Below are 14339 nucleotides of genomic sequence, written 5' to 3'. Positions count from 1 at the left end.
GTATTCATCATAGACCTCGCACCGTAAATGCAGACAGGAGGACAAGGGATGTCACTTTTCCTTGCAAGATTCAACCGAAGTAAATATTTGTTGTTGTTGTTTCTGCCGGCGCTCGTGTATTACATCCTATTCAAATACGTGCCGATGTTCGGGATTCTGATTTCCTTCAAGGATTACAACCCGTTCAAGGGCGTGTGGGAGAGCGATTGGTCCGGCCTCAAATACTACAAGCTGTTTTTTGAGAGCCCGGATTTTCCGAAGCTGGTGAAAAACACGATTTTGCTCGGCTTCTACCGGCTCGTGTTCGGCTTTCCGGCGCCGATCATTCTCGCCTTATTGCTCAATGAGGTGCGCAAGCAGGTGCTGAAGCGGTTCGTGCAATCGGTCAGCTACTTGCCGCATTTCATCTCCAATGTCGTCGTCGTCAGTATGATGTTCCTGTTCCTGTCGCCGAGCAACGGGCTCGTCAATCAGATCGTCGAGTGGTTCGGCGCCGACGCGATCAACTTCATGCAGGACGAGAATTACTTCCGCTCGCTGTACGTGCTCTCCGAGATCTGGCAGCATGTCGGCTGGGAGACCATCATCTATCTAGCCGCACTCAGCGCGATCGATCCGCAGCTGTACGAGGCCGCGCGGGTCGACGGTGCGAGCCGCTGGCATCAGCTGCTGCACGTGACGCTGCCGGGCATCAGCTCGGCGATCATCATCCTCTGTATACTCAACATGGGGCAGCTGCTGGACATCGGCTTCGAAAAGGTGCTGCTCATGCTCAATCCGTCGATCTACTCCACGGCCGACGTGCTGAGCACGTACGTCTACCGGACGGGGATACAGGCGATGAACTACAGCTACGGCACCGCGATCGATCTGTTCACGAGCGTGATCAACCTGGCCTTCATTCTGAGCGCCAACTGGATCAGCCGCCGCGTGAGCGAGACGAGCCTCTGGTAGGAAAGGAGCAAGCCCGTTATGAAACATAAATTCAACGTCTTCGACGCGCTCATCTACCTGGTGCTGCTAGGCGTCGTCGTCTCGGCCCTGTATCCGTTCATCTATATGATTGCCGTCTCGCTGAGCGGCCCGGTGCCGGTGCTCAAGGGCGAGGTGTTCCTGTGGCCCAAGGACTTCTCGCTCAATACGTACGCCTCTGTGTTCGACAACCCGGATATCGGCATTGCATACCGCAACACGATTCTGTATACCGTGCTGGGCACGTTCATCTCGCTGTTCGTCAGTGCGGCGGGCGCCTACGCGCTCTCCAAGCGAACGATGCTGTTCCGCAATTTTTTCATGATCATGGTCGTCATTACGCTGTTCTTCAGCGGCGGCATGATCCCGACCTTCCTCGTCGTCAAGAGCTACAACCTGATCGACACGATCTGGGCGATGATCCTGCCGACGGCGGTCAGCTCCTGGAATCTGATCGTCATGCGCACATTCTTCACGAATATGCCGCAGGAGGTCGAGGAATCGGGCAAAATCGACGGCCTCACGGACATCGGTATCTTTTTTCGACTGGTGCTGCCGCTGTCCAAGGCAATCCTCGCGACGATCGGGCTGTTCTACGGCGTCGCGATCTGGAACAACTTCTTCTCCGCGCTGCTCTATCTGCGCGACGCGGACTTGCTGCCGCTGCAGGTCATCATTCGCAATATGGTGCTGCAGGGCTCCGGCGGCGCCAACGGCGCCGGCAACATCGGCGGCGACAACCTGCTGATCGACGAGTCGCTCAAGTACGCGACCATTATCGTGACGACGGTTCCCATCCTTCTGATCTACCCGTTCCTGCAGAAGTATTTTGCCAAAGGCGCGCTGATCGGGTCGGTCAAAGGTTAAAATAGAAAGCTATAAGGGTGCACCTATAGCAGGGGAAAGGGAAAGAAAAACGTATGCAAAGGGAGAGAGGGCAAAGCATGAAAAAAAGAACATCGATGATGCTGGCGGTCGTACTCGGTCTGTGCCTGGTGCTGGCGGCGTGCTCCGGCGGCAACAACGGCAACGGCGGCAACGGCGGCAACGGCGGCAACACCAACGGAGCAGGCAACGACAATGCCGTCAACGCGGGGTCCGGCAATACCGGGGGCGAGAACGCAGGGAGCGGCGAACCGCTCAAGGAGCAGACCTTCACCTTCCTCAACTACAGCAATCCGAGCTGGCCGTACAACGAAGACTGGCCGGTATGGGACTTCATCAAGGAAAACACGGGCGTCACGCTCGATGTGCAACTGCCCTCGGGCAATCTGCTCGAGGACGCCGTCAGCCTGGCGATTGCCTCCGGCGAGATGCCGGACCTGATGTGGATCCAGACGAAGGCGGCCGCAGACAAATTCGGCCAGCAGGGCGCCCTGGTCAATCTGCTCGACTATGTCGATCAGATGCCCAACTTCAAGGCGTGGATGGAGGAATACCCGGCCGAGACGCAGCACATGATCTCCGCCGACGGCAAGATGTACATGACGCCCAACGGCGGCATCGGCGAGACGAATCGCCGCACCTGGATGTACCGCGAGGACGTCTTCACGGAGCTCGGGCTGCAGACGCCGTCGACCTGGGACGAGCTGTATGAGGTGCTGCAGACGCTCAAGGCCGAGTACCCGGACAGCTATCCGCTTACCTTCCGCAGCGGGCTGCGCAATTTCCTGGACTTCGGCGCAGGCTTCGGCGTGCCGGCTCCGGTAGAAGTGGCCAAGGCGAGCGTGCTCTTCGACCAGGCCAGCGAGCAGTGGATCTATGCGCCCGTGCAGGATGATTACATGAAGATGCTGGAATACTTCAACAAGTTCTACAAGGAAGAGCTCATTCCGAAGGACTTCTTGACCATCGACACAAAGATGTGGCAGGATATCGTCTCCACGGACCGCGCCTTCATCACGCTAGACTACATCGGCCGGATCGACTTCTTCAACTCGGCGCTGCGCGCGGACAATCCGGCGTTCTCGATGAACTTCATGCCGCCGCCGGCCGGCTGGGCGGGCGGTCCGCAGGAGAACGCGTACACCGCGGTCAGCGAGGAAGGCTTCATGATTGCCTCCACCTCCGACAAGATCGACGACATCGTCCGCTTCCTGGACTTCTTCTACTCGGAGGAAGGCCGTCAGATGGTGAGCTGGGGCAAGGAGGGCGAGACGTACGAAGGGGACGCCTTCATCGCCGATTATGCGGATGTCGCCGATCTGCGCAAGCAGACCGGGCTCTCGACGGACGGCACGTACGCCTGGTTCGACTACGATGCGCACATCTCGGTCTCCTCGCCGGAGCTCAAGACCGCCTACGAGCAAGCGCCGCAGTATGACAGCGAGAAGCCGGTATCCGTGGCCTTCACGCCGGATGAACAGCAGATCATCAGCACCAAGGGCGATGCGCTCAACAGCCACCGCGACGAGAATTTCGCCAAGTTCATCATGGGGACGCGCAGCTTCGACGAGTGGGGCGCCTTCATCGAAGAGCAGAAGAAGCTCGGCTACGAAGAAATTCTCGGCATCTACAAGGCCGCGCACGAGCGCGCGCTCGCTGCCGTACAGTAAAAGCCGTCATGCGGGAGCGGCGCTGCGCGCCCGCAAATCGCAACCGGGCGAACGCAGCATGCATCGCCGCCTCGATCTACCGCCAGCCTCGTTAGCGATAACGGGGCTGGTGCTGTAAGCGGGGAAGACAAACGTATCGTTCACACATGGGGAGGGTATAGCATGACATCTATCCGGTTCACCAGGCGGATCTCCGTCTTGACTGTCATCGCGATGCTGGTCGGCCTGCTGGGCGCGGCAGGCGTCGCAGGGCCGCAACCTACGCATGCCGCGTCCGGCACAATCGCGCTGTCGGCGCCGCTCAACGACATGGACTCGGCGACGAACAGCACCGGCGATACGGTCGGCACAGCCGGGATCGCGCTCGTGGCCAACTCGGACCCGGCGTACATCCAGGAAGGCGACGGTTCGAAAAAATGGCTGCTCGCCATCGACGATCCGGGCAATCCGGGGAACCTGATCGCCGGCTCGGCGCTGATCTATCCCAAGCTGGCGCCGAATATCGATCTGAACGGCTACACGACGCTTTCGTTCTGGGCGTATTCGGCGAAGGCGCGCACCGGCGGTCAGGCGGACAAGCCGATCCAGCTGCGCTTCTTCATGAAGGGCGACTCATCCAATTACTATTACTATCGGATGCCGCTCGACTGGACCGGCTGGAAGCAGGTCGAGGTGCCGCTGGATGTCGTCAAGACGCTGTCCAGCTCGTCCGCGGTCAAGCCGTGGGGCGCGCTCGACTACGTTCGCTTCGACCAGGCGGGGGTGAGCGGCACGACGCTCGATCCGGAGCTGCAGGTCTACCTCGACGACTTTCGCCTGACCGGCGAGGGCGAGCTCCATCCGGTCGTCGCGGACCAGCCGAGCGGGCAATACGTCAACAAGGTGACGGTGGCGCTCTCCAGCGCGACGCAGCCGCAGGCGCTGAGCCGGATCTACTACCAGCGGCTCGGCCTCGATGCGGACTTCCAGCCGTATACGGAACCGCTGCTGCTGACCGAGGATACGACGCTCGTTGCCAAGTCGCGGCTCGGCGGCGTGGACAGCGAGGAGACGACGTATACGTATACGTTCGAGTACCGCGATGTGGTGGAGGAGGTCGTCGCCGCGCCGCCCGCCGGCACCTACGCCGAGCCCAAGCAGGTCAGCCTGACCTCGGACACCGTCGGCGCGGCGGTGTACTATCGCTATGAAGGCGAAGACGATGCGGCCTATCGGATCTACACCGATCCCGTGCTCGTCGACGAATCGGCGACGCTCGTGACCAAGGCCGTGTATGACGGCAAGACGAGCGAGGTGACGACGCACCCGTACGAGATCGATCTGTCGGGCATCTCCAGCTACCCGATCAGCGACATGGAGGGCTTCGCCGGCTGGACCAACACGACGCCGACTGCAGAGCGCGCCGTGCTCGGGGAACGGTCGGGGTATTGGCAGGACCCGACCAATGCGATCAATGTGACGGGCTTCGACGCGCCGTGGAAGGATTACGATCAGGTCGAATTCTGGCTGTACTCGGAGTATGCCTCGAACAAGAAGGTCTACTTCATCCTGGATGCGAATATTCCGGAGACGCCGGCGTTCGATTACTTCATGACCTCCTTCTTCGTCGACTGGACGGGGTGGAAGAAGATCGAGATCCCGTACAACAAGTTCCTCAATTCGACGGGCTCGGCCGATCTGGACAACTTCAATCAGATCATCATCCATCACGGGTGGTACGGCTCCGACCCTGTGCCGAGCCCGGACGACGAGCTCTACTTCGACGGTCTGGCGCTGGCCAAAAATGTCGTCGAGCCATCGATCAAACAAATCACAAAAAGCGCCTTGCCCGGCAGCACGCTGCACTATCGCTTCACGCTGAAAAATATCGGCGCCGAAGCGACGGCCTATGCGATCGTGCCGCAGGCCGAATTCGGGGCGGGCTATACCGCGAGCTACGATGCGATGACCGCGAGCGTCGCGGTCGGCGAGGAGACAGATCTCGACATCGAGGTCCAGGTGCCGGCTTCTGCGGCCGAGGGCGATACCGCGCAGGCGACGTTCGCCGTGCGTCCCGTCGCGGGCGGCAAGGAGATCAAGCTCGAGCTGGAGGTGCAGGTCGGAGCGGAGCGCGTGCCGACGATGCAGCACCCGTACATCATGCTCACGCAGTCCGAGCTGGACGACGCCCGGGACAAGGTCGCGACCTATGATTGGGCCGCCGATTACCTGACTGCGATCCGGGCCGAGGCCGACGAGTGGCTGAACAAGGCGATCTACTATCCGACCAAGCCGGCCGGGCAGACGACCTGGTTCGCCTGCGGCGACGAGCCGCTCGTCTACGACTATGATTCGCCGCACGCCCATCTGTGTCCGACGGATAACGAATACTATACCGGGGACGAGGTCGATGCGGGCTGGCGCTTCACCACGCATACGCTGAATGTGGAGGCCGCGCGCAAGCTGGCGCTCGTGTACGCGCTCACCGGCGAGACGCCGTATGCGGCCAAGGCCAAGGAGATCCTCGTCCGCTACGCCGAGCTGTACCCGGGCTACCCGGTGCAGCCGCAGTACGGCAAGCTGTTCTTCCAGACGCTGGACGAGGCGGTACAGATGATCAAGCTTGTGCAGGCGTACGATCTGATCGCCCCGAGCGGACTGCTGAGCGCCGAGGAGACGCACAGCATCGAGCGCAATCTATTCGCAGCGTCGGCGCAGACGCTGCAGGGCTACGACGTCGGCAAGTCCAACTGGCAGACGTGGCACAATGCCGCAATCGGAGCCGTCGGGGCTGCGCTCGAGGACGAGGAGCTGATGGACTTCTCCGTCAACGGCCGCAGCGGCTTCGACTATCAGATGGATAACAGTGTGCTGGCCGACGGCTTCTGGTACGAGGGGGCGATCGGCTACCACTTCTACGCACAGTCGGCGCTGCTGCTGCATGCGCAGTCGCTGAAGAATGTCGGCTACGATCTGTTCGGCTATCCGAACTTCAAGAAGACGTTCGACGCGACGCTGCAGTACATGTATCCCGATCTGGGGATCATCAACAGCAACGACTCGGGCAAGTATCCGACGCATCTGGGCAAGCCGGGGCACACGGTGCCCAAGGATTACGAGGCGGTCTATGCGCAGTATGAAGACCCGATATACGGGACGCTGCTGGATACGTTGTACGGCGAGCTCGGCCGGCCGCGCGGCGGCCACGTGCTGGCAGGCAATGCGAGCAGTGCGATCGTGGGCGAGGAGGCAGTCTTCTACGGCAAGCCGGTGCTCCCGAGCGGCGGCGAGCTGCCTTCGGAGAGTCTGAACTTCGAAGGGCTGGGCCACTCCGTCATTCGTGTAGGAGAGGGCGAGGAGCAATTGTTCGCACTGGTGGACTACGGCCTGCACGGCGGCTATCACGGCCATCCGGACAAGCTGCATCTGGATGTGTTCGGCCAGGGCGAGCGTCTCGCGCCGGACCCGGGGATTCCGCCGTACAGCCACTCGATGTACGAGGCGTATTACAAGAAGACCTTCCCGCACAATACGGTGATGGTGGACGGGCAGACGCAGGCGATCCCGAGCGCGGGCGGCGCCGAGATCTACGAGCCGACGAAGCTGTATCTGCCGTCGGACGACTTCGGCAGCATGACCAATACGGCGACCAAGGCGTATCCGGGCATGAATCGCTACGAGCGCACGGTCGCCGTGACGCCGGACTATATGATCGACCTGTTCGCGCTCGAGTCGGACACGAGCCGCCAGTACGACTGGATCCTGCACGGCGTCGGCGAGCTGACGTCTGATCCGTCGGTTCAGCTGGACGAGCTGGATTCGCCGCTCGGCACGGAAGACGCGTATTCGTATTTCCGCGATGGCGAGTCGGCGGAGCTGACCGGCCCTTGGAGCGGAGCCTGGCATACCACGGCGGGCAACGGACTCCGCATGATCAGCCTGACGAGCGCGCAGGATTCGCCTTCGACGATGATCGTCGGCGAGGCCCCGGGCACAGCCGATGATCCGAGCCGGTATTCGCCGGTCGTGGTCAATCGGGTCGAGGCGGCGAGCGCGCAGTTCGTCACGGTGCTGGAGCCGCTGGGCGACGGGGGGAGCCAGATCGCTTCGGCGCGCAGGCTGACGGACGACCGGCTGGAGGTGAAGCTGCTGGACGGCCGCACGAATCTGTTCGCCTACGGCGGGGAGTCGGAGGCGCCGGGCGAGCTGCAGTATGCGCTCGTGGACGGCACGGCGTATGATGCCGAGCAGGTCGCGCTCCCGACGGCCGAGCTGTCGGGGGCGACTGTCGGGGTGACGATGCCGGAGCAGGCGGGCGTGGAGCGCGTGACGGCGGTCGTCTATGCGCCGGGCGCGACGGCGGCGAGCTGGAACGGCGAGACCGTGCCGTTCACGACGGACGGCGCGTATGTGCTGATCCAGTCGCCGGCCGGAGACGACCCGGGTGACGGGGGCGATCCCGCGGATCCCGCCGACCCCGGCGATTCCGATGATGGAGACAGTCCGGACCCCGGAGACTCGGATGATGGAGGTGATCCGGATTCCGGCGATTCCGATAATGGCGGCGACCCGCACGACTCCGACGATCCGAGCGATACTGAGGAACCTGGCGACTCGGATGGTTCCGGCGACCAGGAGCACTCGGACGAATCGAGCGACTCTGCGGAGGAAGATGGCGCCGGTGACGAGGACGGGATCGGCGGTGATTCGGGCAACCCGTCCGATCCGGACCCGCTGCCTGTCGTGCGGGATCTGGCGGAGGACCATTGGGCCAAGCGCAGCATTGAGACCGCCTTGCGAGCGGGCATTGTGCGCGGCTTTGGCGACGGCTCGGTGCGGCCGGATGCGCCGGTGACGCGCCAGCAATTCGTCGTCATGCTGATCAATGGACTGCGGTCCATGCTTGCGCTATCCCAAGCCGATGCGTCTGGGGACGGGACATCTCCGTCAGCGCAGGCCGCCTTTGCCGACGGCGAAGCCATTGCCCCATGGGCCGCGGACGCGGCCCAGCTGGCTGCCGAGCTGGGGCTCGTCGGCGGCTATGCGGACGGCCGCTTCCAGCCGCAAGCGCCGCTCACGCGTGCCGAGCTGGCAGTCGTGCTCGCCAAAGCGCTCGACCTGAAGGCGGACGCCGCAGGGGCAGATGCCTCATCGGCGGATGGAGCAGCGGCAGGGGCAGCATTGACTGATGGCGCAGCGATGGAGGCTACGCGGACGGATGAATCAGCGACGGGTCCACAGCCAGTCGGGCCGTCGGGCGACTTCACCGATGCGAGCGACATTCCGGCATGGGCGCGAGCTGCGGTAGAGCTCGTGCAGCGGGCCGGTCTGATGACCGGCCGTCCGGGCAATCGCTTCGACCCGCTGGCTCCGGCTTCCCGGGCGGAAGCGATCACGGTCGTGCTGCGACTGCTGGAGGATCGCGGCGAGATGGAAGGCAGATAGAGAAATAGCAAGCGCGCAATCGACGAACACGCCAAAATAACCGGCAGCACAAAAGCAAGAGCCCTCGCGACCATGCATGGTCGCGAGGGCTCTTTGGGCGAATGGAGGGGCGAGTCGTCATTGAGCAACAATACCAATAGGCGTACCACTACTGGGATGAGTTGGGCGATCCGGCTGGCTGGTCCAATAGCGACAGAAAGTATCGTTATTGCGGTGCGGCTGGGTGTGCGCCAAGGGGGGGGGGCTGGCGCACGGCCTGCCTGCCCATCAGTGCAGCAGCACCTAATCGTATCGTTACCCACGCCCCCCGCGTCGGCGCCGCAAGGCTGTGAGCGCAGGTAGCTGCTGCCTGGCGCTCTGGCGACCGGCTATAGTCGTTCCGGCCACCGGAGCGCCTGCATTAGTTCACCTTCGTCAGCCGCCACCAATTGATGTCGAAGCCGCCCGCGACGGCGTAGATGCCGAACTGATGCGTGCCGGCCGGGATCTGGACCTGGTGCGAGATCGTCTGGTAATTGGACCAGCTGCCGGTATTCGGCACATTAATGTGGCCCAGCACGGTCGCGCCCCCTCCGAGATCGAGCGAGATCTTGCCGCCGGTATTGGGCGAGGCGACGCGGTATTCCATGAGATACGTGCCCCCGCTGGTGATGGGAATGCCCGCGTAGGCCACCCAGTCCCCGGCGTCGATGCCGCCGACATTCAGTCCGCCGCCGACATCGGGCGTCGGCTCGGTCATGATGCCGGACATGTAGGTATAGTTCTCGGCCTCACGGAAGATTGACGGTCCGCTAGAGCATCCGCCGGAGCTCAGCTCGCAGATGTCGGCCGGGGTGGTGGACACCTTGATGTCGTCGTACCAGATGTAGGAGTCGTTGGCTGGTGCGAATGATGCGGTGGCGCCGCCAAAGAAGGAGGAGAAGTAAGCCTTGTCGACCTTGTCTGAATTGCGTACGAAGCGCAGGCCGGTGATATTGGCCGCCGATACGCCGTTGTACCAGATCTGGATCTCGCCGTCGGGGTTGGCGTTGCCGCCGCTGACGGTGTTGACCTTGAGCCGCTGGACGATATTGATCCACTGGCCCTTCTGATAATAAATATCGTTGCCGCCTTGCTTCAGAATTCTGTAATCGCCGTACTGGCCGCCGTTGCCCATGTGGTAGTAATAGATGGCGGCCTGACCGCCGCTGCGCCAGATGATGCGGGAGCTGAAGCCGTTGTACCCGGTACAGACCTGCCCGCCCGAGCAGGCCGCCCCGCCCGCCAGACCGAGACCGAGCTTGCCTGCGAATTCCGTCGTGCCCCAGCTGAAGTCGTTGCTGAAGCGCACCCAATAGGAGAGATAATACTCCTGACCGGGGGTGAGGGCGAACGGTGCTTGAGCGCCGGAATCGATCGGTCCGACCTCGTCCTCCGGATAAAAGACGCGCAGCGACTTGCCGCCATTGTGCGCATAATTGCTGTCGATCATCGTGCGCGTACTCATCCCTTGATCCCAAGGCGCATTCCAGCCGTCCGTCGCCCACTCGCTGAGCGTGTACGGGCCGCCTGCGGACGGGCGTTCGAACGTATTGACCAGCGGCGCGGCACTGACCGCGACGGCTCCGGCGAGGAGCGAGATCATGCACAACATCAAGACGCGCTTTATCGTTTTCATCATTTACCTACCTCCTGTGCGAAGTTGGACTTACAGGATTTCACGCAACGACACTCACTTGGTCCTCATGGACGACCTTGCTGTTCTGGCCTTTCAGGTTCCTGTCGATGGCTTGAGCCGGTGCCGGCATCCTCTCCTTTCTTTAGCGATTTGGCGGGCCGTATGCGCAAGAAAAAACACACCTCGTCCCGGACGCGTGGTCCGTAAACGAGGTGTGTGTACGCGCATCTAGAGCGTAGCATGAGATGCAGATTTGCTCGATAAGGCAGTTTTGCAATTGTATGCAGATTTGGGGATTTCAGATGGGCTGGGCCTTGCTTTATTTTAAGATTTTATGTAGAAATGCTGAAAAGACGGCGCGGGCGGAAGCGTGGTCCGAAAAAAATGGCTCCGGCAGAACTTGCTCCGGAAGAGCCTGGTCCGAACGAACCTGGTCCGGATCAGCCGGGCATCCCTCGGATCGAAGCTCACAAATGTCGGCCGGATCGGCGGATACCGTGATGTCGTCGTACCAGGCGTAAGAATCGCCGGCCGGCGCAAAGGCCGCGGTGGCGCCGCCGAAGAAGGTCGAGAAGTAGGCGGTGTCGACCTTGTCCCGATTGCGGACGAAGCGCAGGTCGGTAATGTGCGCTGCCGATTCCCCGTTGTACCAGACCTGAATCTCGCCGTCCGGATAAGCATGGCCGCCCTTGACGGTGTTCACCTTGAGCCGTTGCACGATGTTGATCCATTCGTCCTTCGGATAGTAGATGTCCTCGCCCTCCAGCTGCAAGGCGACATATTGGCCGTAGTTGCTGTGGTTGCCCATATCATAATAGTAGACGGCGGCCTGGCCGCCGCTGCGCCAGCTGATGCGGGAGTTGAAGCCATTGTAGCCGGTGCAGGTCTCGCCGTCCGAGCAGGCGCCGCCGCCCGAGAGGCCGAGTCCGAGCTTGCCGGCGTACGACGTCGTCCCCCAGCTGAAGTTCTCGTCGAAGCGCACCCAGTAGGAGAGGTAATATTCTTGACCGGGCTCAAGCGCGAACGGCGCCAGCACCCCGGAATCTTGCGGGTCGAACTTGCCTTGCGGGTAAAAGACGCGCAGCGACTGGTCCCCGCTGTTGGCGTAACGGGTATCAATCAAGGTGCGGGCATCCATGCCGAGCTCCCACGGCGCGTTCCAGCCGTCAGCCGCCCACTCGGCGAGCGCGTAAGGCTTGTCCGCCTCCGGGCGCTCGAACGTATTGACCAGCGGGGCGGCATGCGTCGCGGCTCCTCCTGCGAGCAGCGAGGTTAGCAGTACAAGGGCGGCTCGTCTCATCCTTTTCATCTGTGTGTACCTCCTGGCGGGTGATGGGCGCAGCCTTAGCGTGAGCTCGCGCGAGTGGATGCAGGATAGTGGGATATGTCAAGTTTCTCCATCGTGATAAAATCATTATACTATGTCGAAGAAAAAAATGGCATATCAATCGAGCGGAATCTACAGCATTCGACTTTGAAAACGGGGCGTGCATGCTATAATGCGGGTAGAGGTGATTGCATTGGGTAAGAAAAAGCAAGCGCGAGCACAACGACATCAGGGCCCCGAACGCACGCGAGCGCAGGGGAGTAACGATCGGGGCGATAAGCGACCGAGCGAGTCGCTTGGCTCGGGCGGAGGCGCGACGCTCAAGGACCTGCTGAGCGCCGATACGCTCAACAAGCTAAGCAACCAAGCGGCGCAGCTCAAGGAAGAGGAGGCGCGCAAGCAGGAGGCGGTGCGCGAGCAGGCCCGGGCCGAGCGCGAGGCGGAGCGCAAGCGGCGCGAGAACGACTTTGCCTATCTGCTCGACAATAGCGATCCGGATTGGGGCAAGCACAAGTCCTGAGCGGACGAGGGGATGCGAGTCGGGTATCTCTCACTGCCCCGGTTGCCGCCCTCGTGAAGCTCCGATCCGGTCTGACTGTTGCCAACGGCGCCGCGCAGTTTGGAGCCTAAGCATGTGAGGGTACGCGTTCGTATAGCCACAGACCATTCGCGGATCCTGTGACGGCTCGTTGGAGCGCGTTGCAGATCCGCTTTTTGTCATGCACACCGCTGTTATATAACCGCGCTGCCAAGCGTTTCGCGCGTCTTGCTTACGTCGCCGTGCAATCGGCGATTCGGCCGGAGCATGCGAGGCTGCCTGGCCTTACCCAGACCGGATGTTTCTCCGGGTAGTCAAGGCTGGCTTATCTAAGCACAAATAACTGTAAATGTGCAGTTACTTGCGGCGTGGTGTTGAAATTGCGGCGCTCGTACTGTATATCTGCAGTTTATTTTGGAGGAAGTGCGTGGTTTTTGTGAAACGCAAGGATTCTAACTGTATTTTTGCAGTTCATGAGGCGATTTCGGCGATTATTCACCAAAATACCTGTACTTTTGCAGTTGGCGCAAAAAGGGGGCAAAGGGGCAAAGGGACAGGGAGAAAACGCTAGAAGTGGTAAGCGTGGAAAGGTGGGGGATCCTAAAGCTTTTGCTTGACGCTTTCATCCGATATATGGTAATGTCTGATTAAATGTTTAATCATCATATTTATATGTTGATTAAACGTTTAATTATATTATATATTTCGACATTGCTTGGAGAGGAAAGATGAAGCAGGATATCCGACTAAGTGAAGTAGCCCGGGCGGCACGAGTGTCGATTGCGACGGTATCGAACGTAATCAACGACAAGGGCCGGGTCTCTACGGCAACCGAACGGCGAGTCCGGCGCGCGATCGAGCAGCTTGGCTATGCGCCTAATCTGTTAGCCCGCATTCTGAAGACGAATCAGTCGCGGTTGATCGGGCTTGTCATTCCGACGGCCCGGCCTGGGCGGCTGCAGGACAATCCATTCTATTGGGACCTGCTCGCTGGAATTGAGGAAGGCGCGCGCGACCGCGACTTTCACATCATTCTCGCAGGGATCGAGGAGGGGGATGAGACGTTCGCCTTCGTCAAGGAACGCCAGCTCGACGGACTGATCTATGTCGGAGCCTCGGAGGAGGGCGGCGCGGTGGAGCGGGTGCTGGAACTGGGCGTGCCCTGTGTATTCGTCGACAGCTATCTGCGCGATGCCCGGCTGTATCAGGTATGCCTGGACGACCGGCTAGGCGGCCTGCTGGCAACGCAGCATCTGCTCGAGCTCGGCCACCGGCGCATCGCGGTGCTGCCAGGGGATATCGCGCCGGAGCGTCTGCACCGCAACGGTGTGTTGCAGGAGCGCTGGAGCGGGTATCGGCTGGCGCTGGAGGAAGCGGGTGTGGGCTACGACCCGCGGCTGTTCATGCGCTACCCGACCTCTATGGAAGGCGGGTTGCAGGCGGCTGCCTGGCTGCGCGAGGCCGGAGATGTGACCGCGGTGTTCTCCTTCTCCGACATCAGCGCAATGGGGATTGTCAAGGGGCTGAGGCAGGAGGGACTGGGCGTGCCGGCCGACATATCGGTCATCGGGTTCGACGACCTGTGCCTATCGGGCTACATGTCCCCGGCGCTGACGACGGTGTCGCAGAACATTGTGCAAAAAGGTCTTGCGGCAATCCGGCTGCTCGTGGACCAGATTGAGCAAGAGGCCGGATTCTCACGAAAGGTGGTGTTGCCCGTCGAACTGAAGGTGCGCGAGACGACCGGAACGCCGGCGTAGCGGCGGTCTCTCTGTGCTGCTGTTACAAGCGATGGGTGGCTGAGCTCGTCGCGGACGCGCTAGACTGTGAAGTAAGCATCGCATTTGGAACATTCACGAAGGGGAG

8 protein-coding genes are annotated in these 14339 nt (G+C 61.3%); 6 read left to right on the top strand and 2 right to left on the bottom strand.

What is annotated here, in order from left to right; all coding sequences use genetic code 11:
* Window positions 1-48: 48 nt before the first annotated feature.
* The 4 genes from IDH44_RS18100 to IDH44_RS18085 all read left to right on the top strand — a co-directional run bounded on the left by IDH44_RS18100 (window position 49) and on the right by IDH44_RS18085 (window position 8951).
* On the top strand, window positions 49-954 hold the full coding sequence (locus tag IDH44_RS18100; protein WP_223869796.1) for an ABC transporter permease: 906 nt from the start codon (window positions 49-51) through the stop codon (window positions 952-954).
* 18 nt (window positions 955-972) lie between these two features.
* Window positions 973-1839 carry a carbohydrate ABC transporter permease gene (locus tag IDH44_RS18095; protein WP_190920125.1) on the top strand — a complete coding sequence of 289 codons (867 nt, stop codon included), beginning with the start codon at window positions 973-975 and terminating at the stop codon, window positions 1837-1839.
* A 77-nt stretch (window positions 1840-1916) separates the two neighbouring features.
* Window positions 1917-3527, top strand: coding sequence for an extracellular solute-binding protein (locus IDH44_RS18090; protein ID WP_190920123.1), 1611 nt, complete (start codon window positions 1917-1919; stop codon window positions 3525-3527).
* Window positions 3528-3689: 162 nt separating this feature from the next.
* The gene (locus tag IDH44_RS18085; protein ID WP_190920121.1) at window positions 3690-8951 is read left to right on the top strand and encodes an S-layer homology domain-containing protein; all 5262 of its coding nucleotides are present in this window, start codon (window positions 3690-3692) and stop codon (window positions 8949-8951) included.
* Between the two features lie 400 nt (window positions 8952-9351).
* On the opposite strand, the gene IDH44_RS18080 is transcribed toward IDH44_RS18085, so the two are convergent.
* Window positions 9352-10611, bottom strand: coding sequence for a carbohydrate-binding protein (locus IDH44_RS18080; protein ID WP_223869795.1), 1260 nt, complete (start codon window positions 10609-10611; stop codon window positions 9352-9354).
* Between the two features lie 316 nt (window positions 10612-10927).
* A complete protein-coding gene (locus IDH44_RS18075; protein ID WP_190920119.1) occupies window positions 10928-11917 on the bottom strand; it encodes a polysaccharide lyase in 990 nt (329 codons plus the stop codon).
* 211 nt (window positions 11918-12128) lie between these two features.
* Between IDH44_RS18075 and IDH44_RS18070 the strand changes: the two genes are divergently transcribed.
* The gene (locus IDH44_RS18070; protein WP_223869794.1) at window positions 12129-12455 is read left to right on the top strand and encodes a YqkE family protein; all 327 of its coding nucleotides are present in this window, start codon (window positions 12129-12131) and stop codon (window positions 12453-12455) included.
* 746 nt (window positions 12456-13201) lie between these two features.
* The gene (locus tag IDH44_RS18065) at window positions 13202-14233 is read left to right on the top strand and encodes a LacI family DNA-binding transcriptional regulator (protein WP_190920115.1); all 1032 of its coding nucleotides are present in this window, start codon (window positions 13202-13204) and stop codon (window positions 14231-14233) included.
* The last annotated feature ends 106 nt before the right edge of the window (window positions 14234-14339 follow it).

It is taken from the genome of Paenibacillus sabuli (genome assembly GCF_014705605.1).
Taxonomy (GTDB): domain Bacteria; phylum Bacillota; class Bacilli; order Paenibacillales; family Paenibacillaceae; genus Paenibacillus_D; species Paenibacillus_D sabuli.
The sequence above is the reverse complement of the archived record's forward strand: the minus strand, read 5'-3'. Positions and strand labels throughout refer to the sequence as shown.